The sequence below is a fragment of the Sorangium sp. So ce394 genome (assembly GCF_051474665.1).
GTDB classification, from domain to species: Bacteria; Myxococcota_A; Polyangia; order Polyangiales; family Polyangiaceae; genus Sorangium; species Sorangium cellulosum_D.
On sequence record NZ_CP150339.1, the window covers coordinates 12,846,465 to 12,867,802 of the forward strand.

Genomic DNA, 21,338 nt, shown 5'->3' on the forward strand with positions numbered 1-21,338 from the left:
CGTTCGCCGCGTCAGTACGGGTCGGGCTTCGGCGGCGGGACGGTCGGATCCACCTCGGCAGGGGGCGCGGCCGGCTGAGAGGTCGCGGTCGCGGTGGTGGTCGCGGCGGCGCTCGCTCTGGCCGTGATCGCGGGAGAGGCGGCGGGCCCCTTCGGCGCCTGGTGGAGCGTCACCTCGAGCTCGATGTCCCTGTCGAACACCAGCATCCGTCGCTGCGCGACGTGGCCTGGAGCGGAGACCTCGATCCGGTGCGCCGCGCCGTCCTTGAGGAGCTTGCCGTCGAAGGGGTTCGAGGGGAGCTCCACCCCGTCGACGAGGATCTTCGCGCTGGCCGGGCTCGCTTTGATCGACGCCCGGAGGAGCGCGGCGTCGGTCCCGGGCCGCGGAGGGCTGCTCTCGGCCGCCGATGCGGAGGGCGCGGGCGGCGCTGGCGCGGGCGGCGCGCTCTGGGCCGGCGGCGCGATCGCGCGGGCGCTCGGCCGACCCGGATCGCGGACCTTCAGGTACAGCGTCGTGGCGCCGATCAGCGCGATGACCGCGGCCGCCGCGACGAGCGGCAGCCGCGAGCGCCGCGGCCCCGGCTCGGGCCGCGCGGCCGGGGCCGGCTCGGTCCGCACGACGGCGTGGAGCGTCGCCTGCGGAGGGTTCGAGCGGTGGAGAGGGCGCTCGGGCGCCGAGGGCTCGGAGGCCGTGATCGCCCCCTCTTCGGCGGAAGGGTGCGAGTCGAGCGGCTCGCGCATCGGCAGCGAAGGCAGCCTCGACGCGCGGCCGCCGAGCTCCGCGCTCCCCGCGTCGGGGCCGTGCTCCTGCAGCTGCTTCAGCTGGCGATCGATGATCGCCCGGATGTCTGCGCGCTCGCTCGCGAACAGCTCGCTCACGAGCGCGCCGACCTGCTCGGCCGTCACCTGCTCTCCCAGGCGCTCCGCGCAGCGATCGAGCTCCGCGCGGAGGTCGGCGGCCGTCGCGTGGCGCCGGTCGCGCGCGTGGGCGAGCGCTCGGGCGCAGATGCGCGCGAGATCGACGGGCACGTCGGGGCGCGCGGAGCGCACGTCCGGGATGTCCCGCATCAGGCGCGAGATGATCTGCGGATCCGTCAGCCCACGCCAGAGGCGGCGGTTGGCGAGCATCTCCCAGAGGATGACGCCGGCCGAGAAGATGTCGGCGCGCCGATCGATCTGGGACGAGTGCGAGAACGCCTGCTCGGGCGCCATGTACGCGACCTTGCCCTTCAGCGTGCCGGCCTCCGTCTCGACCACGCGGTGCGCGGCGAGCGCGATGCCGAAGTCGACGATCTTCACCTGGCCGTCGTACGTGATGAAGATGTTGTGGGGGCTCACGTCGCGATGCACGACGTTGAGCGGCGCGCCGTCGTAGTCGACGAGCTCGTGGGCGTAGTGGAGGCCGGCCAGCACCTCGCTGAGGATCCACAGCCGCACTGTGAGCGGGATCGCGCGCGCCTGCTCGCGCGCGCGCGAGATCACCCGGCTGAGCGGCTGCCCGTCGAGGTACTCCATGGCGATGAAGTACTCGCCGTCCGCGATGCCGACCTCGTTGGTCTGCACCACGTTGCGGTGGTTCAGCCGGGCGGCGAGGCGGGCCTCGTCGAGCAGCATGTCCCGGAACTCGGGCTCGTCGGCGATGTTGGGCCGGAGGCGCTTGATGACCTGCAGCTTGCTGAAGCCTGCCGGCCCCACCGCGACCGCGAGGTGCACGTCCGCCATGCCCCCGCGCCCGAGCGTCGCGATGAACCGATACTTGCCGAGGCTGCGCGCGTGCCGGTCGGGAGGGGACGGCGGCACATCCGGCGGCGCGTCCGGGCCGACGGTGGTCGGCGCGTCGCGGTCCGGGCGCCGCATGGGGATCGTCGGCGGGGGCTCGGAGGAGGCCACGGGGGCGGGCAGCTGCCGGGAGCGCAGGGTCCTGGCGTCGATCGCGGCCTGCACGTGCTCCGGCGGGCCCGAGGCGGCGAGCTCGTTGCTGCGAGCGGAGTCCACCGCCCAGTCAGCCTCGTCGTTCGTCCCCTTGTGCTCGCTCACCGCAGAATGGTCCTGATCCAACGCCGTGCAGTCAAGCCGACGGCAGCGCGCGCAAGCGCTCGCGCAGCAGCGGGCGGACGCGGAGCGGCGCGCCCACGACGGCGCGCCGGCGTCCAGCCCGTAACCGCAGCATGAACCATCCCCCGGTGCCCCGCACCGGAGCGCGCATCCAGCCTCGAGAACCGCCGAGGCCGACATCGGGCGCCGCTGGACACACGAGCGCGGCGGGGTGTCTCCCCCCGGCAACCCGAGGCGGCTCCTGCTATTGTGAGAAGCGTCACTTTCTGCGAGCTTTCTGTACCTCAGAGGAGAGTGTGAGAAGCTCGCCTGGACGTGCGCACCATGTTTCGTGACGAGGTAGCCGATGCCCTGTGACTCGATTCCGCGGCGCCTGCTGGGTCAGGCGAAGGTGCGGCCCGAGGCTCCAGCCCACTACGTGAAGGAGGGGGGGTTCTGGAGGATGACCAGCTTCCGGGAGTACGCGAGCGAGGTGCAGCGCGCCGGCAAGTCGCTCATCGCGCTCGGCGTCGCGCCCGGCGACGCGCTGAGCCTCCTCGGCTTCAACCGGCCGGAGTGGGTGGTGCTCCACGTGGCCGGCATGGCCGTCGGGGGCGCTCCCGCGGGCATCTATACGACGTGCTCGCCCGAGGAGGTGCGCCACGTCGTGCATCACTCGGCCTCGAAGCTGGTGCTGGTCGAGAACAGGGCCCAGCTCGAGAAGGTCGTCCGCCAGTGGGATCGGCTGCCGCAGCTCGCGTGGGTGGTGCTGATGCGGGGCGCCGCGCCGACGGGCGATTCGCGGGTCCTGTCGTGGGACGAGTTCCTCGCCAGGGGCAGCCGCGTCCCGGACGAGCTGTTCGAGCAGCGGCTCGACGCGCTCGAGCCGCGGGGGCTCGCGACGCTGCTCTACACCTCCGGGACGGTGGGGCCGCCGAAGGGGGTCATGCTGAGCCACGAGAACCTCACGAGCTCGGCCGACGTGGCGGCGCGCATCGTCCCGTTCTCGCCCTGGGACATCGGCCTGTCCTACCTGCCGCTGTCGCACATCGCCGAGCAGATGTTCACGATCCACCTCCCGGCCTCGGTCGGCGCGGCCGTGTACTTCGCCGAGTCGCTGGAGGCGCTCGCGGACAACCTCCGGGAGGTGCGGCCGACCGCCTTCTTCGGGGTCCCGCGCGTCTGGGAGAAGATGCGGGCCGGGATCGACGCGAAGCTCTCCGGGGCGAAGGGCCTGCAGAAATTCACGCTCCAGCAGGCGCGGCGCGTCGGCCTCCAGCACAGCGAGCTCCGCGCCCGGGGCGAGCCGCCGGGGCCGCTGCTCGCGCTGCAGCACCGCCTCTACGACAAGCTCGTCTACTCGAAGGTGAAGGCGGCCATCGGGCTCGGCCGGGCGCACGTCTGCAGCACCGGCGCGGCCCCCATCGCGAAGGAGCTCCTCGAGTTCTTCGCGTCGCTCGACATCCTGGTCACCGAGGTCTACGGCCAGTCGGAGGTGACCGGCGCGACGACCTACAACCTGCCGGGCAGGACGAAGCTCGGCTCGGTCGGCCCGGTGGTGCCGGGCATGGACGTGCGGATCGCCGACGACGGCGAGCTCCTCGTGAAGGGGCCGACCGTGTTCCTCGGCTACTACAAGGACCCCGAGGCGACGGCGCAGACCCTGGTCGACGGCTGGCTGCACACGGGGGATCTCGGCCGGTTCGACGAGGAGGGGTTCCTCCACATCACCGGCAGGAAGAAGGAGATCCTCATCACGGCCGGCGGGAAGAACGTCTCCCCCAAGAACATCGAGGAGGCGCTGAAGCGCCACGACCTCATCGCCGAGGCGGTGGTCGTCGGCGATGGGCGCAAGTTCCTCACCGCCCTGCTCGTGCTGGCGCCCGACGCCGTGAAGCGCTTCGCGGCCGAGCGCGGGCTGAGCGGCGACCTCTCGCCCGCGTCGCCCGAGCTCCGGGAGGCCGTGCAGCGGGCCGTCGACGAGGTGAACGGTGAGCTGGCGCAGGTCGAGACGATCAAGAAGTTCTCGATCCTGCCGCGCGGCTTCACCATCGAGGACGGCGAGCTCACGCCGACGTTGAAGATCAAGCGGCGCAGCGTGAGCCAGAACTTTGCGCGCGAGATCGAGGCGATGTACGCCGAGTAATCATGCGCAACGAGCCCGCGACCGCCGTCTCCTTCGATTTTGGTCAGACCCTGGTGGAGCTCGATACCGGGATGCTCTCCGCCCGCCTCGCCGAGCGGGGCATCGCCGTGTCCCGGGAGCAGCTGGACGGCGGGGTCGACGAGGGGTGGCGCGTCTACAACGACGCGATCCGGCGCGGGCTCGGCGGGCACCCGTGGAAGATCATGATGGGCCGCCTGCTCGAGGCGGGCGGCGTTCCGGCCGGCGCGGTCGACGCGGCGGTCGACTGGCTCTGGACGGAGCAGCCCCGGAAGAACCTCTGGCGCCGGCCGATCGCGGGGATGATCGACGTTGTGGTCGAGCTCGGGCGGGCCGGCGTGCCGGTCGCGGTGCTGTCGAACTCGGAGGGCCGGCTCGCGGAGCTCGTCGAAGAGCTCGGCTGGTCTGCGCACTTCGTGGCGATCGCGGATTCGGGGCGGCTCGGGTTCGAGAAGCCGGGCCGGGAGATCTTCGCGTGGACGGCCGAGCGCCTCGGCGCGCCGCTCGCCGCGGTGGTGCACGTGGGCGATTCGCTCGCTGCCGATGTCGACGGCGCGCTCGCGGCGGGGATGCGGGCCGTCTGGTTCAAGGGCGATCCGCAGGGCGCCGCAGCGCGGCCCGACGCCGATCGCGTGGCCGTGTGCGACGGCGCGGACGCGCTGCGCCGCGCGCTCCGGGCGTTCGGCGTGCGGTTCTAGGCGGCCCGCCGCCGTCGCGGTCGGCGCGGGCGCCGCGCGCGCGGCGCCCGTCGCCTGGAGGGCGGTGGCCCGCGAGGGCGCGGCCGGCGCGCGAGGCCACCGCGGGCGGCGCTCCCCGGGCGCTCTCCTTTCGGTGAGCACGAACGTCCCGGGAGGCGCCGCCGCCCCGCGCGCGTCCCGCGCGCTCCGCTCCTGGATCTGCTCGCCCTGCTGCCCCGCGCCGGCGCGGCCGTCTCCGGATCGTGCACCCGATGCACGTCTTCCGGATGGTTCGGGCATTGCTGGAGCCGGCTCACGATGGTCGTCAAGGATGCAAGCTTCGAACAAGAGCCCGGGAGCGGAGTGCGGCAAGCGGACGTTCCCGCCGTCGTCCCTCGCGTCCTCAGCGAGGTTCGCCGCGCGGACGAGCGGCTTGTCTCGCTCGTGCAAGAGCGCCCCGTGGCCACGCTGTGCGCGGTGGCTGCGGTGGGATACCTGATCGGACGGGTCGTCACACGGCTGGGTTGAGGAGGTCACCATGACGGAAGGCGAGGTCGAGGCGACACAGGAGCGCGAAGCGCGAGAGAAGGCGAACGACGCGCTCGGCCGGCTCGATGCAACCGAGGTCACGCGGGCGGTCTCGGCGTTCGCGCGGGAGAACCCGCACGTCGCGCTCGCTGCGGCGGCTGGGCTCGGGTTCCTGCTCGGCGGGGGCCTGACGCCGCGCGTGCTCAGCAAGCTCGGGTCCCTCGCGACCCGGAGCTACGTCAAGAGCACCTTTGCCCAGGCGATCGGTGCCTTCGTCGACGAGCAGGCGCGGTCCCAGGGCCAGCTCGGCTCGTCGCCCTGATCCCCCGCACCCGCGCGAGCGCGCCCTGCGCCGCCGGTGTGCGGGATGCGCGTCCGCCGCCGTGCGCGGAGCGCGCGGCCCCACCCTCCGTCCCCCCGATGCGCGCTGCCCCCCGGGAAGCGCGCTGCCCCACCTCGCGCCGTCGCGCTGCGCCGGGCGAGCCCCTTCAGGCCCTGCGGCTGTACGTCTTGCGGATGCGTCGACCGCCGCTCTCGCTCAGCACCTCTTCGACGGTGCGGGACACGTCGGGCAGACATCGGACCGAGAGCACCGCGCCGCCGCCGGTGCCGCTGGCCTCGTCGAGCCGGCGCGCCTCGTACTCGGGCAAGCGCGCGCCGAGCACGGCGCCGAGCAGGGTGCCGGCCGCGCCGGCGGCGCCCGCTCCAGCGAGGCACGCGACGATGGGCCCCGCCAGGAACGCGTCGAGCCTCGGGATGATCAGCGCGCCTCCGGCCGTCATCGCGGCGAGCGCGCCCCCGACGAGGCCTCCGATCACAGCGCCCAAGGCGGCCCCTTCGGACGCCTTGCTGTGGATCGTCAGCTCGAGCTCGTCCAGACGGGAGTGCTGCTTGGGCACCATGCTGATGTCCTCGGCCGCGACGCCCAGGGCGAGGAGGCGGCCAAGCGCGCCCGCGGCTTCCGTGCGGCCTGGGAAGAATGCAGTGAGCGTCCGGTAATACATCATTCGACGAGGACCCCTGTGACGCGCTTCGCGAGGTGTCTCGCTCAATCCATCTGCTCTCGGAAAAGCATCGCTTGTGCCGCTCCGGCTGCGCAGATGTCGCTCGGCCGCCGGAAAGCGCTCGGGAAATGATGGAAGGCGCCGCACCGCGCTGGGACGGTGCGGCGCCTTCGCGCCCTGCTCTGGGGGCTCGCTCAGCGGACGCCGAGGTCGTTGACGAACGAGCGCTCCGCGGTGGGCGCGCTGGTGCTCTCCTGGATCTCTTCCTGGGCCCGCCGCGCGGCGCCCAGGGCGCGATCCTTGACCTTCTCCGCGCGCTCGCGCAGCCGGCCGGTGCTGTCGCGCAGCCGGCGGCGCGCCTCGTCGCCCGACGTCGGCGCGACCAGGACGCCGACCCCGACGCCCACCGCGACGCCGAGGCCGAGCCCGACCGAGACGGGGACGATCCAGTCGAGTGAGCTCCTTCTCCTGTAGGGGAACATGTCGGCCATGTAACTGACGAGATCGGTTGCCTTCATTGTGGCTCCGTCGGTTCACGCAGCGTGCGGGGCGCGAACATCGCGCATCCCTCAGCGTGGATTCACGTTGGTTGGAACGGGGACCGGCGGGACGTGAGGCAGCGCGCATGCCAAGGGCATATTGCGCACGAAGGGAGCAGGGCGCGCGGGCGCCCTGCCCGAGAGCGAGGGTGACGCGGGGGAGCGCCGCGGCGTCAGCGGCAGAAGCCGTCGACGCAGATCCCGCCGTCGGCGCAGGACGTCTCGGGCTCGCACTCGCCGCCGAGGTTGTCGCTCGACCCGCACACCTGATGCACGCCGGAGAACGTCGTCACGGTCCTGCACTCGCTCAGCGAGGGCGACTGGTTGGCGCAGGCGTTCGGGTTCGACGGGCCGCACGAGATGTAGCAGCTGTGGTGCAGGCAGATCGACCCCGGCGCGCAGACGTCCTGCGCCCCATCCTCGCCGCACACGAAGTTGCTCGACTGATTCGGGATGCAGCCGTTCTCGACCCAGACGTCGCCCTCGGGGCAGTCTTCGCCGTCGCTCCTCGGAACGCAGGCGCCGTCGACGCAGACGGCAGAGGGGCCGCCGCAGTCGTCGGTGATGACGCAGGGCTGCGCAGGCTGGGAGCAGATGCCGAGCGTTGTGTCGCAGCGGTAGCTGCTGGGGCAGTCCGCGTCCTCGCTGCAGGCGGGCGTGCATTTGCCCTCGACGCACTTGTCGTTGACCGGACACTGGGTCTGGTCGAAGCACTGGTCCTGAGGCGCGGTGCAGATGCCGCTCACGCAGAGGTAGTCGGCGCCGAGGCTTGCGCAGTCGGCGTCGGCGCCGCACGCGGCCGGGGTCGCCGGGACGCAGGTCGCGTCGTCGCCCGCGCCCTCGCAGACATAGCCGTGGACGCACCCGAGGGGCTCGCCGCTCGGGAGGACCTGATCGCAGCTGCCCGGCTGGCAGGTGCCGTCCGGCGCGCAGGTCTCGCCCTCGGCGCAGTCGTCGGGGTTGCCGCAGTACACCGCGTCGCTGCCGCCGCCACCGCCGCCGCCGCCGCCCTGCCCGGTGGAGCCGGTCGCGACGCACGAGGCGGTGTGATCGTCGTCGACGACGCACTCGAAGCCGTCGCTACACCCCCAGGCGGTGCAGTCGCCGACGTGGCATTCGTTGTCCTCGCCGCAGGTCTCGTTGATCCCGCAGTCGGCCGGCTCGTCACAGCCGTCCGAGCTCGGGATGCCGGGCCCGCAGTCCTCTGCATCACAGAAGTGGCTGTCGGCGTCATCGTAGATGGGGCAACCCGCGAGGAGGGGCGCCAGCACGCTCGCGAGACCCAGCAGAGTAAGTCGCTTCATTCACCGTCTCCCGAAGGCATTCGGCCGCCCGGCGTCGAGGGGCGGCGCCCTCGCGCGTGACGGTCGCGACCGGACGAGCGTAGCAAGCGACATGCCCCGAACAAGCCCAGCGAGACGCGGCGCATTTCGGCGGCCCGCGCGCGCGCCGTGAAGCCGCGTTCACGTCGGGATGTGGCCCGAGCGCGCGACGGTTCGCGGCGGATGCGCCGCGCCCGGCGGAGGCTGGTTCGCGGCGGATGGAGGCGGCGGGTGGACGCGGCGGGGAGCTCGCGCGGCCGGCGCTCGGCGGCCGGCTCGCGGCGGCCGGACCGGATGGCGCGGCGCGGCGCGGACCGCTTGGGGCATGCAGGGGAACCCGTGCTACCGTTCCGCCGAGTTCCGGGCGGCCACCTCCGAATGAGGGATCCCGGCAGGCTCGCGCCTGTGGGCCAGCCGTTCGCGAGGACACGGGGACCGGTCGAGCCGATGGATGTCACCTGCGAGCGTTGCAGCACCGAGTACGAGTTCGACGACGCCCTCGTGTCGGAGCGCGGTACGACGGTCAAGTGCACGAACTGCGGCTACCAGTTCAAGGTGCGCCGCACCGACGGCGCCCTCCCCGAGAAGTGGCTGGTGCGCACCCTCGGCGGCCGGGAGCTCGAGTTCAGGATGCTCCGGGAGCTCCAGGCGGCGATCTCTCAGGGCCACGTCACCCGCGACGACGTGATCTCGCGCGGGAACGCGCGGCCGCGGCGGCTCGGATCGATCGCGGAGCTGGAGCCGTTCTTCAAGGGCCCGGGGAGCATGGTCATGGCCGGGACCGCGCTGGGCATCGGCGGGCCGTCGCCGGTGCCCAGCCGCTCGAGGTCGCTGACGCCTCCAGGGCTCGGCGGCCCGGCGCCCGTGCAGACCGAGGGCTCGGTCGCGATCCCGCTCCCGCGCGCAGAGCCCAGCGCGGAGGCGGGTCCCGGGTCGATCCACGACGACGAGACGGTCGTGCGCGATGTGCGGGAGGTCCAGTCCGCCAGGGAGCGCCCCTCGCCGCGCCGCGCGACGCTGCCCGCCGCCTTCGAGCCCGAGGCCAGCGCTCCGGCGCGGGCGATGCTCAAGCCGAGCGCGCTGCCAGGGGTCGTGGTGCCGCCGGAAGAGGCGCCGCCGCTGCCGGACGCGCACCCCGCGCGCCGGCAAGAGCCGCGGACGCTCCGCGGCGCCGGGGTCGCCGAGGCGCGCCCGGGCAGCGTCAAGCCGGGGGTCGAAGCCGGCGGTGAAGCGCAGGGGCGCGCCTCCGGGCTCGGCCCGCTGCGGATCCCGAACAGCGCCCCGCCGCCGCGCGCCGACCGCGCGGCCGCTCCTGCTTCGGCCGACGGCCAGGGAGACGAGGGCCCCGTAGCGAGGCGCGGGTCGCCGCGCGCGGCGGCCGAGGATCGCGCGGGGCGGAGGGCGGGGGCGATGCCGCTGGTGTCGCCCGCCGACCCGGACGGCGGCCCCTCCTACACCGACGACGGCGACGGCGACACGCGGATCACCTCGCTGCCGATGAAGAGGACTGGGATCGCGCGGTGGATCGTCGGGCTCGTCGTCGTCGGTCTCGCGGTGGTGAGCGTCGCGACGCTCGGGCCGAGGTACTTCAAGCCGGCCGTCCAGGCTCGTCCGGCGACGAGCGACGATCGCGTCGCGACCCTGCTCGCCGACGGCGAGCGGAGCCTGACCGAGGGAGATCTCGAGACCGCGAGGGACAAGCTCGTCAAGGCGAGCGCGCTCGCCGAGGACGATCCGCGCGTCGCCGCGGCGCTGGCCCGGGTCGAGACGGTGAACGCGGACATGCGGTGGCTGCGGCTGCAGCTACTCGCCGAGGGCGATCCGGATCTGGACACGATGCGGCACGAGCTCAAGAGCGCGATCGATCGCGCCCGCAAGGCGGTCGATCACGCGCGGCGCGTCGCGTCGGCGGACGCCGAGGTGAGCCGCGCCGCGATCGATCTGCTCCGGGTGCAGGGGGACCTCGCCGCGGCGCGGCAGCTCGTCGCCTCGATCTCGGCCGAGAGCGCGCAACCCGAGAACTCGCTCACGCTGGCCGCGCTCGATCTCGCGGAGGCTCAGCCGAGCTGGGCCACGGTCGTCAAGCGGCTCCGGGCGGCGGCGAGCGTCGAGCAGATCCCCGGGCGGGCGCGGGCGCTCCTCGTCTATGCGCTCGCGCGGTCCGGCGATCTCGCGGCCGCGCGCGTCGAGAACGATCGCCTGCTCGCCATGAGCCCGCCGCACCTGCTCGCGCGCCCGCTCCGGGCCTTCATCGACCGCGTCGAGAAGGCGCCGGACGAGCACGACAAGCCGAGCGGCGGCGCCGAACCGGCCTCGAGCGCGCGCCCGGAGAGCTCTGCGGCGGGCGCTCCCGTCCCGAGCTCTCCGGCGGCGGGCGCTCCCGGTCCGAGCTCGCCGGCCGCGCCGGGGCGCGTTCGCCGGGAGCCGGACGACGGCCGCGTGCCGGACGACTACGTCGCCCCGGGGGGGACGATCGATACGAGCGACCTCCCCGGCGTACACCCGCCGCCGACCGCCTCGCCGAGCACGACGGCGCCTGTGATCGACACCTCCGATCTGCCCGGGATCAAGCATGAGTAAGCGCCGAGCTCGACGGTTGCGGTGGCTCGGTGCGGGCGCGCTCGCGGCGGCGGCGTCCATGGCGGGGTGCACCGGGAGGGAGCGGTCGGCGCCGCTGCCGGCCCCGGCCGCCGGGCGCCTCGACGAGCCGGCGGTCATCGAGATCGATCTCTCGCGCGGGCTCCCCGAGAGCGCGTCGGCGTCGCTCTTCGGCCCGCCGAGCGGCAGGACCCATGCGCAGCTCGTGCGGTCGTTGCGGGAGCTCGCGCATGCCGAGAGCGCGAAGGGCGTCCTCGTGCGGCTCGGGAGCGCGCGCCTCGCCTTCGCGCGCGCCCACGAGATCGGCCGGATCCTCGGCGACGTCCGCAAGGCGGGGCGACCGGTCGTGTGTCACGCGGACGAGTACAACAACGCGACGATGCTGCTGGCGGCCGCCGCCTGCAGCAAGCTCTGGCTGAGCCCGGCCGGGCAGGTCGACACGGTGGGGATCGCGGCGCAGCTCATGTTCGCGAAGGGGCTGCTCGACAGGCTCAACGTGGACGTCGACTTCCTCCAGGTGGGGAAGTTCAAGGGCGCGAGCGAGCCGTTCACGCGCGAGGGGGCGAGCCCCGAGGCGCGTCAGTCGCTCCAGTCGGCGCTGGGCGGGCTCCGCGAGGCGTGGCTCTCGGGCATCGTGGAGGGGCGCGGCAAGCAGGAGCTCCGCGAGGCCGTCGAGGACGGCCCGTTCGCCCCGGAGGAGGCGAAGGCGAGGGGGCTCGTGGACGAGCTCGGCGACGTCGAGGCCGCGCTCGAGGACGCGAAGAAGCTCGCCGGCACCGAGCTCTCGGTGCCGCGGTTCGGCGGCGCCCCGCGCGACCCGAGCCTCTCGCGGAGCCTCGTGGACGTGTTCCGCTCGATCTCGGGGGCGAGCACGCTGGGCGCGCCGCACGTGGCGGTCGTGCCGGCGATCGGCGGCATCACCATGACCGCCAGCGGGATGCCGCTCGGCTCGTCGGACGGGATCGGCGAGCGCGAGCTCGGGCGGATCATCACGCGCCTGACGAAGGACACGAGCGCGAAGGCGGTCGTGCTCCGGATCGATTCGCCCGGCGGGTCCGCGCTGGCGTCGGATCTGCTCTGGCAGAAGCTGATGCGCCTGCGGGCGGAGAAGCCGCTGGTCGTCTCGATCGGCGGCATGGCGGCGAGCGGCGGCTATTACCTGGCCTGCGCCGGCACCAAGATCCTCGCCGAGCCGACGAGCATCATCGGCTCGATCGGCGTCGTGGGCGGCAAGTTCGCCGTGGGGAAGGCGCTCGCGGACATCGGGATCAACGCGGAGACCGTCGCGGCCAACCCGGATCCGACGCGGGCGGCGCGCGCCGCGTACATGTCGGCGCTCACGCCCTGGGACGAGCCCACCCGCGCCCGCGTGCTCGCCAGCATGGAGGCGGTCTACGATCTGTTCCTGAAGCGCATCACGGCGGGGCGGAACCTCCCGCTGGAGACGATCGCGCCGTCGGCGGAGGGGCGGATCTTCGGCGGGGTCGAGGCCCAGGAGCGCTCGCTCGTCGATGAGCTCGGCGGGCTGGAGCGGGCGATCGGGCTCGCGCGCGAGCTGGCGGAGCTGCCCGAGGACGCGCCGGTCGAGATCGAGCAGGACGATGGAGGCCTGCTCGAGCTCCTGGCCGCCGGAGACGAGACCGGCGAGGACGCCGCGCGGGCCCCGGACCGCGCCGCGCTGAAGGAGCGCGCGCGGGAGGCGATGGCGGGCGCCCTGCTGCCCGAGTGGCTCGGCGTCGCGCCGGAGATCGGGACCTTCGCCGCCTCCATGGCGCCGCTCCTGGCCGGAGAGAGGGCGCTCACGGTGCTACCGTTCGCGGTGACGCTCAGGTAAGGCGCGAGATCGCACCGGAAGACTGGCCTTGTACCACGGTCGTTCTGTTAGGCTGATCGGGTTCAGCATACCCGAAGCGGGTCGCCGAAATGAGCTCTTCACCTCCGGAACGGGCAGCATCAGCGTCGGGCGCGCGGAGGTCGCTGCATTCGCCGGAGCTGATGGAGCCAGCGGGGCCCGCCTCCGCGGGGCAGCTGCTCATCGGAGGGAGCCGGGCCGTCGCGCCGGTGTCGCGCCACCGCGGCCCGCGCGCTGAGGAAGCCTACTGGCGCGCGCGCGTGGACGAGCTCCGCGCCGCCGGCGACGCGCAAGGAGAGCGCGAGGCGGCCCTCGCCCTCGCGAGGATCCTCGCCGCGCGCGGCGTCGAGCTCGACCGGGCGGCGGCGCTGGCCCGGAGGGCGCTCTCGCTGGGCGACGACGCCGCGATGAGGAGCGAGCTGGCCGGCTGGCTGGCCGGGCTGGGCGAGCCGGCCCTGGCCGCAGCGGCGCTGCGCGGCCTCCGCGACGACGCGCAGCCACCCGGCGCGACGGCGCGGATGCTGGTCAAGATCGCCGTGCTCCTGGCGCGCGCCAGCGACGTCGCGGGCGCGGTCGACGCGCTCGAAGAGGCGAGCGAGCTGGCCCCGGACGACGCGATGGCGAGCGAGCTGCTCGGCACGATCGCCGCCTGGGCGTCGGAGGAGGTGTTCCCCGCCGCCGCGGCGAAGGCGTACCTGGAGGCGGCCAAGCGGCGCGAAGCCGCGCGCGAGCGGGAGGCGGCGTTCGAGGACCGCCTGCGCGCCTTCGAGATCGCCCCCCACGACGACACGGCCGCCAAGGCCATGGCCGCCGCGCTGTTCGTGCGCAGCCGGCACGGCGCCGCCGACGAGGTGCTCCGGGCGCACGCCGAAGCGGTCGCGGCGCGGGCGTCCAGCGGCGAGGGCGCGTCGGCCGGCCCGCCCGCGCTGCAGCGCGCGACGGAGGTCCACGGCCACCGGCTCAAGGGCGCGACGAGCGAGGGCGACTGGGCGCGCGCGGTCGGCTGCGTGCTCGACGCGGGCCTCGACGGGGAGGTCGACGGCGACGCCGCCCGCGCGATCGACGAGGTGCTCGAGCAAGCAGGGCTCTACGAGCTCGTGGCCGCGCGGCTCGAGATCAGGGCCGAGCAGCGGGCCGGGGCGCCGAGGGCCGAGGCGTACGCGGCGCTCGCGCGGCTCTACGCCGGCCCGCTCGCGAGCCCCGATCGCGCCGTCGAGGCCTGGATCGAGGCCGCGGCGAGCGACTCCAGCAACGCGGCGGCGCGCTCGGCGCTGCGCGAGCACGCGGCGACCTTGCACGACATGGCCCCCCTCGTCGAGGCGCTCATCCGCATCGGCGAGGGCTCGGACGCGCGGGCGAGGGAAGACGCGGCGGCGCGCATCGACGCGCTCGCGGAGCTCGCGCGCCTCGCGGAGGAGAAGATCGGCGACCCCGGCCTCGCGCGGTGGGCGTTCGAGGCGCTGAAGCGCGCCGGCGGCGACCCCGAGCGCTCCGCGGCGGGGCTCGAGCGGATCGCCGATCGGCTCAAGGCGCAGGACGAGGCGCTCGCCGCGGCGCAGCGCGCGCTCCGCGGCGCGGACACGGCCGAGGGGCGGATCGACGCGCTCCGCCGGCTCGTCGTGATCTACCGCGGCCGCCCGGACGAGCGCGCTGCCTACGAGGAGGCGCTCGTGGGGCTCGCGCGGGCGCTGCCGACCGACCGCGGCTGCCTCCTGGCGCTCGATCGGGTGAGCCGTCGGACCGGGGGCGGCGCCGCGCTCGACGCCCTGCTGCGCGCGCGGCTTGCCGACGCGGCGCGGCCGCCGTCCCCGGAGGGCGACGGCGCGCGCTCCGTGAGGTCCGAGGCGATCCGCGCGTCCGCGCTGACGCGGGTCGAGCTGGTGCGCGCCCGGCTCCTCCTGTCGGCGATCGCCCGGCGGCAGGGCCAGGACGCCCGCGCGCTCGACGAGGTGTCGCCGCTGCTCGGCGAGGCGCCGGGGCACCGCGGCGCCGCCAGCGCCGCGCTCGTGCTGGCCACGCGGGCCGGGCGCCTGCGGGAGCGCGCCGACGCGATCGTGCAGCTCGCCGCGCCGGTCTGGCCGGCGCTGCGCGCGGTGCTGCTCGCGGTCGCCGCGGCGCTCTACGAGCAGGTGCGCGCCGCGCCGCTCGCGCGCGAGGTCGCGGTGCTCGCCTGCGAGGCCGATCCGTCGAGCACGCGCGCCGTGGCCACGCTCGCGTCGATCCTCACGGCGGAGCTCGCCGCCGCCGCCGAGGCGGGCGAGGCGCCTCCGTTCGAGGTCGACCGCGCGGTCGCCGCCGCGATCGAGCGCTCCATCACCACGGTGTTCCCGCGCGGCGCGCTCTGCGACGGCCTCGCGAGGGCGCTGGAGGCGCTGGGAGAGCTGCCGCTCGCGCTCGCGTGGACCCAGCGGTGGCTCGCGCTCCGGCCCGGGTCCCCCCAGGCGACCACGGAGCTCATCCGCCGCGCCGCGGTCGCCGGCGACGCGGCCCGGCTCTCGGACGCGCTCGCGTGGATCCTGGCGCAGCCGAAGCCGCTCGGCGAGATGGCGGCCCCGCTGGCGAGCGCGCTGCACGCGCTCTACGACCTCGACCCCGAGCGCGGCACGGCGCTCGCGCGCCGATCGCTCGACGTCTTCGGCCCGCAGAACCCGCTCCTGCGCGAGCGGCTCCTGGAGCTCGCGCGCCGCGCCGGCGATCCGCACCTCGCCGTGACCGTGCTCGAGCGGTGGCTGGCCGTGGAGATCACGGCGTCGCACGCCACGGAGCTCATGTTCATGCTCGCCGACTGTCGCCTCGACGGCGGCGACCCCGACGGGGCGGCGCAGGAGCTCGCGCGCGCCGCCGCGGAGGAGGCCGACCCCCAGGAGGTCCTCGCGCGGGTCCAGCGCATCGAGGCGTCGCTGCTCTCCAAGGGGCTGAGCTCCGACGGCGCCATCGCGCTGGCCGACGCGAAGGCCCGGGCGTTCACCGCGCAGGGCGGCGACGCCGCGGCGGAGGCGGCGGCCGCGTGGCGCGAGCTCGGGAGCCTGCTCTGGGACCTGGCGGAGGATCATCGCGGCGCCGAGACCGCCTTCTTCCGGGCGAGCGAGGTCGCGCCGAGCGGCGGGACCGAGCGCTACGCGCGCGACATGTGCGAGTTCGCGGGCGTCGAGGCCGCGATCGACGCGATCGTCGCCCGGGCCGCCGAGGCGCGGGGCGACGGGGGAGCGCAGCCCGCCGCCGAGGAGAGCGCGTGGTCGGGCGACGTCGGACCCGAGCGGCGCCGGCGCGCCAGCCTGCTGATCGAGGCCGCCAACCTCGCGCACGAGCACGGCCTGCCCGAGCGGGCGCTCGCCGCGGCGGCGAGCGCGATCGAGCTCGATCCGCTCCGCGCCGACGCCGTCGCGCTCGTCGAGAAGTCGGCCGACGCCGACGGCGGCGTCGCCGTCCTCGACAAGACCTACCGGCTGCTCGCCGACGCGGCCCTGGGCTGCTACGGCCGCCGCGCCGCCCATTACCGCGCCGCGCGGCAGCTGGAGCGACGCGGCGCCTTCGAGCTCGCGCTCTCGCACGCCGTGGCCAGCTTCGAGGCGGTGCCCACCGAGGGCACCTCGTACGTGCTGCTCGCGCGGCTCGCCGAGCACGCCGGCGAGCCCTCGGAGGCCGTGCGCGCGCTCGAGCGGGTGGCGGCGACCGCCGATCCGGCGTCGCGCAACGCGTGGCTGAAGCGCGCCGCGGCCCTCACCGGCCGCACGGAGGAGGGCCTCCGGCTGCGCCTCGACATCCTGCTCCGCGCGATGGTCGTGCGCCCGGATCCGGCGATCGTCGAGGACGTGGGCGCGGCGATCCGCGACCTGGTCGCGTTCAACGGGCAGCCGGAGGTCGAGGCCATCCGCTTCGATCGCGCTGTCAAGGCCAGCATCGCGAAGCTCGAGGGGCCCGACGGGGCTCGCGCGGGGCTCGCGATGGCGCGCATCGCCGTCGAGGTCCTCGACGCCCCCGCGCTCGCGCTCGCCGCGATCGAGCGCGCGATGCTCGCCGACGGCGACGTCGACGAGTTCCAGACGCTGCTCGACATCGTCGGCCAGCTCGCCCGGCAGACGGAGCCGGCGTCGCACCTCATCGCGGCCGTGTACGCCGCCGCGATGAGGCCGCACTCGAGCGTCGGCCCCGGCCTGCTCCGGTGGGCGAGCAAGCTCGCGGGCGCGCTCAACGTGCCGCCGGTCGCGGCGGCGCTGCTCGTGGAGGCGGCCCGCCGCGCGCCCGAGGACGACGTGCTCGCCTACGAGGCCGAGGCGGCGGTCGAGGCCAGCGGCGACGAGGGGCTGAAGCGCTCGCTCGACGACGCCCTGCCAGTCGCGCGGCGCCTCGAGGCGCTGCTGCACCTCGCCGACAAGCACGAGCGCGAGGGCCAGCGCGCCGAGGCCATCGTCGCCATCGAGCGGGCGCTCGCCGGCGGCCAGCTCCAGGGCGAGGCGCGCGCCGGGGTCGTCGCCCAGCTGCGGCGGCTGTACGCGGCCGAGGAGCGCGGCGGCGATCTCTTGGCGCTCCTCCAGGCCGAGCTCTCGCGCGTGGACGTGACGGGCGCAGCCCGCCTCGAGATGACGCGCGAGCTCGCCGGCATCCTCGCCGCGGGCGGCGATCTCCACGGCGCGCTGGAGCTCCTCCTCGAGGCCGCGCAGAAGACCCCGTTCGACAAGGCGCACCTCGACGAGCTCATCCGGCTCGCCCGGCGCGGCGACGATCGCCGGCAGCTCTTCGACGTGCTCACGCGCCTCCAAGGCGCCGCCTCCAGCGACGAGGAGCGGCTGCTCGTGCTGCGCGAGCTCGCGCCGCTCGCCCAGGAGCTCGGCGATCGCGGCACCGCGGTGGCGCTCTTCGAGGCGATCGCCCGGCTGGACCTCACCGACCTGCACGCCCTCGAGGTCGTCGAGCAGGACGCGAGCGATCGCGGCGATCACGCCGCCGTCGCCGCCCTCCTCGCGCGCCGCATCGAGGCGGCCCCGCTGCCGGACACGCGGCGCGCGCTGCGGCTCCGGCGCGCTGCCCTGCTCGAGCAGCGCCTCGGCCTCCTCGACGAGGCGTGCGCCGAGCTCGAGGCCCTGCTCGCGGCGTCGCCGGACGACGTGAGCGCGCTCCGGTTCCTCGCGGACATCTACGAGCGGCTCGGGACGCCGCTCCGCGCCGCCCCGCTCTGGTGCAGGCTGGGCGATCTCGCGACGACCACCGACGAGCGGGCCGAGTACAACCTCCGCGCGTGCAGCAGCTACCTCGGCGGCGGGGACGTCGAGTCCGCGAAGGACACCCTGGAGAGCGTCGCGCGCATCGCGCCGCGCGAGGCCGTGATCGAGCTCCGCGTCGAGATCGCCCGCCGGGAGGGCGACGGCCACGCGCTCGCCGCGGCGCTCGATCAGCTCGCCAGCGCGTCGCGCGACGCCCCCGAGCGGCGCGCGCAGCTGCTCGTCGAGGCGGCGCGCGCCACCTCGATGCTCGGCGACGACGCCACGGCCCTCGAGCGCGCTCGCCGCGCCGTGAAGCTCGCCCCGGAGTCGCCCGACGCCGTCCTCGAGGCGCGCCGCATCGAGTATCGCCTGCGCGGGACCGGGACGCCGCGCGACGCGCAGGCCGCGGTCGAGGAGCTCGGCCGCATCGCGCCGCGCCTGCGCCCCGCGCACGTCGATCTGCACGCGTTCCTCCTGGCCGAGACGCTCGACGTCATCCAGGGCCACGGCGCGGGCATGCGCGAGCTGACCCGGCGCCACGCCGAGGTCGGCCCGAGCACGCTCGTCGCGCTCGGCATGGCGGAGCGCCTCGCGCTGAAGCGGAACTTCTCCGCCGCCCTCCCGCTGTTCGAGCGCGCGCTCGGCGGCGATCTCCAGGGCATGCGCGCGCGCGGCCGCGTCGCGCTCGCCGCCGCCGAGACCGCGCAGAACGCCGGCGAGCTAGAGACGGCGGCGCGCCTGCTCGAGGAGGCCGCGGCGGAGCCGGAGACGCGCGCGCTGGCGCTGCGGCGCCAGCTGGAGCTCACGGCTTCCCGGGGCGAGCCCGAGGCCGCCCGCAAGGCCCTCGAGGAGCTCGTCGCGCAGAGCTCGGGGATCGACCGGGCGCGCGCGCTGACGCAGCTCGCGCGCCTGCACGCGTCGAGCGATCCGGAGCGCGCGGCGCAGATCCTCGCGCAGGCCACGGTGCTGGCGGGCTCGGATCGCTCGCTCGGGTTGAAGATCGCCGAGCTGAACGCCGAGCTGGCCAGCGAGCGGGCGACCTTGCCGCCCGAGGAAGTGCCTCACGCCGGACCGGCCCGGGTCGTCGTCACGGAGCCTGCCCCGGCGGCACCCGAGGCGCAGCCGGGCGGTCCAACCCCGTCGGCCGGCGGCGCCGCGCCCGCGAGCAGCCGCGCGCCGTCGGTCGGCGCCGCGCCCGCGAGCAGCCGCGCGCCGTCGGTCGGCGCCGCGCCCGCGAGCAGCCGCGCGCCGTCGAGCGGCGTCGCGCCCGCGAGCAGCCGCGCGCCGTCGAGCGGCGCCGCGCCCGCGAGCAGCCGCGCGCCGTCGAGCGGCGCCGCGCCCGCGAGCAGCCGCGCGCCGTCGAGCGGCGTCGCGCCCGCGAGCAGCCGAGCGCCGTCGAGCGGCGCCGCGCCGGCTTCCGGCAATCCGAACATCGATCTGGTCGAGCTCAACGACCCGCTCGACGAGTCGCTGATCGCGGCCGACGCATCGCGGGCCAGCTCTCCCGCGCTGTCGGACGACGACCTGCTCGAGGGGCCGGCGGTCGCCCCGCCCGCGGGGGCGTCGCCCTCGGGGGCCGCGGAGGGCAACGCCGCGCGCAGCGGCGCCGCCTCGGGCCGCGCCAGCGCCGGCGCGCAGCACGCCTCGCCGCCGGTCTCCGCCCCGGTGTCGCTCCAGCCGCCCTCCTCCGCGACGCGGCTCCTCACCACGTGGCCGCCGTCCGCGGCCGAGAGCTTCGAGGAGGCCGCGCTCTTCCGCGAGCTCGCCGCCGGCTCGTACGAGGCGGGCGAGCGGCTCATGAAGAGCTTCGCCCCGCGCGACGATCGCTCCCGCGAGGCGCTGGCGGTCCGCCGGATGCAGGCCCACCTGCGGCTCGGCGATCGGGGCGCCCTCGAGCGCCTGCAGGCGGCCGCGATCGCCGACAAGAACATGACGTACGCCCGCGCCATCGAGCACGTGCTGCGCGCCTTCGAGGGCGACGAGCCGTCCGACCGGCGCGGCGACGGCGCCGTCCTGCCCCCGCTCCTCGCCGCGCAGCGCGACGCGCCGGAGCTCGTGAGCGCCCTGCTCTTCCGCGACCTGGAGTCTCCGGTCAACGAGGCGCTCGCGCTCGTCTGGGAGACCGGCCTCTACCGCCGCGACGCGGGCCAGTCCGGGCTCGTCGCCTCCGAGCGGGTCCAGCCGACCTCGCCGACCGTGCTCGGGGAGCTCTACGGCGCCGTGGCCGGTCACCTGGGTCTCCTGCGCACCGCGCTCTTCCACCAGCGCGCGCCGTCGCCTGCGCCCCCGTCGCCCGAGGGCCAGGTCATCCGGGTCAACCCGCCGGCCGTGCTCCTGCGGGGCGAGATCCGCGAGGACAGCGCCGAGCTGCGCTACCTGCTCGGCGCTCACCTGGCCGGCGCCATGCCCGACTACGTCCTGGTGAACACCAGCGCCGAGGACGAGCTCCGCACGCTCCTCTCCGCGATCGTCGCCGCCTTCGGCCCGCTGGAGGCGACCGCGCACAGCACGCGCGGCAACCCAGCCGTGGTGCGGCTGGAGCAGAACCTCTGGCAGCTCATCCCTCCGCGCGCCGAGCGCCGCCTCCGCGAGATCTGCGACAGCGCCAGCAAGATGACCTACGAGGCGGCCGTCAAGACGACCCGCACCGCGATGCGCCGCGCCGGCCTCTTCGCCGCGGGCAACCTCGCCACCGCGGTGCGCGCGACCCTCAAGGAGCGTGGCCTCGAGCTGGCCGTCCCGCTCTCCCAGCCCGAGGGGCTCGCCGCCGCGTGCGCGGCGCACCCGGAGATCGCCGATCTCGTACGCCTCGCGACGCGGATGGAGTACGCCGAAGCGCGATGGCAGCCCGGCACGGTGCCCTCACTCCGGCGGGTCGACACGGGCAGCTCGCGCTTCCGCGCTGGCACGTAGGCGTCGTTGCCGCCGCCGCGCTGCCGCCTTCGCCGCCGTGTCCTCCGCGCCCGACCGCGCGCCCCGCGGCGCCGGCAGCGCCCCTGTTGCACCCCGTCCCTCCGAGGTCTCCCGTGTGCACGCCCACGCTTCACCCCGCTGCGACGTTTGCGGCCTGGTCACCTCGGTGCGTCTGTCTCAACGCGACAGCGCTGTCACAGCCTCGCCGCCCGTTGCGCGCCGCCCAGCGGGCAGGATGCACGCCGCGCGCTGCTCCGTCGACGGCACGCACGGCACGCGCGGCACGCGCGGCACGCGCGCCTCGCGTTGCCCGGATCGCCGGCGGCGCGTTGGCACGAACATCGCCTTCTCTTTCCAGCGTGATTTTTCCCTGCGCCTGCTCGGGTGCGGACCCGTTCGGGCCGCGCGCGTTCCCCTCCTCGGCTCGGCGGCTTCCGGTCGCCAGCGTCCTTCCGGCGCCGCCGCGCGCTCCCACGGCGCCGCGACGGCGCGCGCGCTGCGCCGAGC

General features: G+C 75.3%; 10 protein-coding genes. 6 read left to right on the top strand and 4 right to left on the bottom strand.

Features of this window, described 5'->3' with window-relative positions:
- Positions 1-11: 11 nt before the first annotated feature.
- Positions 12-2,036 (bottom strand): serine/threonine protein kinase, encoded by a 2,025-nt coding sequence (locus WMF33_RS47480; RefSeq protein ID WP_437334749.1) that lies wholly within the window; start codon positions 2,034-2,036, stop codon positions 12-14.
- Between the two features lie 364 nt (positions 2,037-2,400).
- On the opposite strand from WMF33_RS47480, the gene WMF33_RS47485 reads away from it, so the two are divergent.
- From WMF33_RS47485 to WMF33_RS47495, 3 genes are all read left to right on the top strand, one after another.
- Positions 2,401-4,179: an AMP-dependent synthetase/ligase gene (locus WMF33_RS47485; protein WP_437334750.1), complete on the top strand. Its 1,779-nt coding sequence runs from the start codon at positions 2,401-2,403 to the stop codon at positions 4,177-4,179.
- A gap of 2 nt (positions 4,180-4,181) precedes the next feature.
- Positions 4,182-4,895: an HAD family hydrolase gene (locus WMF33_RS47490; protein ID WP_437334751.1), complete on the top strand. Its 714-nt coding sequence runs from the start codon at positions 4,182-4,184 to the stop codon at positions 4,893-4,895.
- Positions 4,896-5,412: 517 nt separating this feature from the next.
- Positions 5,413-5,724, top strand: a complete 312-nt coding sequence (locus WMF33_RS47495; RefSeq protein ID WP_437334752.1) for a hypothetical protein — start codon at positions 5,413-5,415, stop codon at positions 5,722-5,724.
- A 166-nt stretch (positions 5,725-5,890) separates the two neighbouring features.
- Here WMF33_RS47495 and WMF33_RS47500 read toward each other — a convergent pair whose 3' ends face one another.
- The 3 genes from WMF33_RS47500 to WMF33_RS47510 all read right to left on the bottom strand — a co-directional run bounded on the left by WMF33_RS47500 (position 5,891) and on the right by WMF33_RS47510 (position 8,249).
- Positions 5,891-6,409, bottom strand: a complete 519-nt coding sequence (locus WMF33_RS47500) for a hypothetical protein (protein WP_437334753.1) — start codon at positions 6,407-6,409, stop codon at positions 5,891-5,893.
- Between the two features lie 191 nt (positions 6,410-6,600).
- Entirely contained in the window at positions 6,601-6,924 is a 324-nt protein-coding gene (locus tag WMF33_RS47505) for a YtxH domain-containing protein (RefSeq protein WP_437316683.1), read from the bottom strand.
- A gap of 194 nt (positions 6,925-7,118) precedes the next feature.
- Entirely contained in the window at positions 7,119-8,249 is a 1,131-nt protein-coding gene (locus WMF33_RS47510) for a hypothetical protein (RefSeq protein WP_437334754.1), read from the bottom strand.
- Between the two features lie 465 nt (positions 8,250-8,714).
- Between WMF33_RS47510 and WMF33_RS47515 the strand changes: the two genes are divergently transcribed.
- From WMF33_RS47515 to WMF33_RS47525, 3 genes are all read left to right on the top strand, one after another.
- Entirely contained in the window at positions 8,715-10,847 is a 2,133-nt protein-coding gene (locus WMF33_RS47515) for a zinc-ribbon domain-containing protein (protein ID WP_437334755.1), read from the top strand.
- Positions 10,848-10,863: 16 nt separating this feature from the next.
- On the top strand, positions 10,864-12,699 hold the full coding sequence (locus WMF33_RS47520) for a S49 family peptidase (protein WP_437334756.1): 1,836 nt from the start codon (positions 10,864-10,866) through the stop codon (positions 12,697-12,699).
- A 161-nt stretch (positions 12,700-12,860) separates the two neighbouring features.
- Positions 12,861-20,831 carry a hypothetical protein gene (locus WMF33_RS47525; RefSeq protein ID WP_437334757.1) on the top strand — a complete coding sequence of 2,657 codons (7,971 nt, stop codon included), beginning with the start codon at positions 12,861-12,863 and terminating at the stop codon, positions 20,829-20,831.
- Positions 20,832-21,338 lie beyond the last annotated feature (507 nt).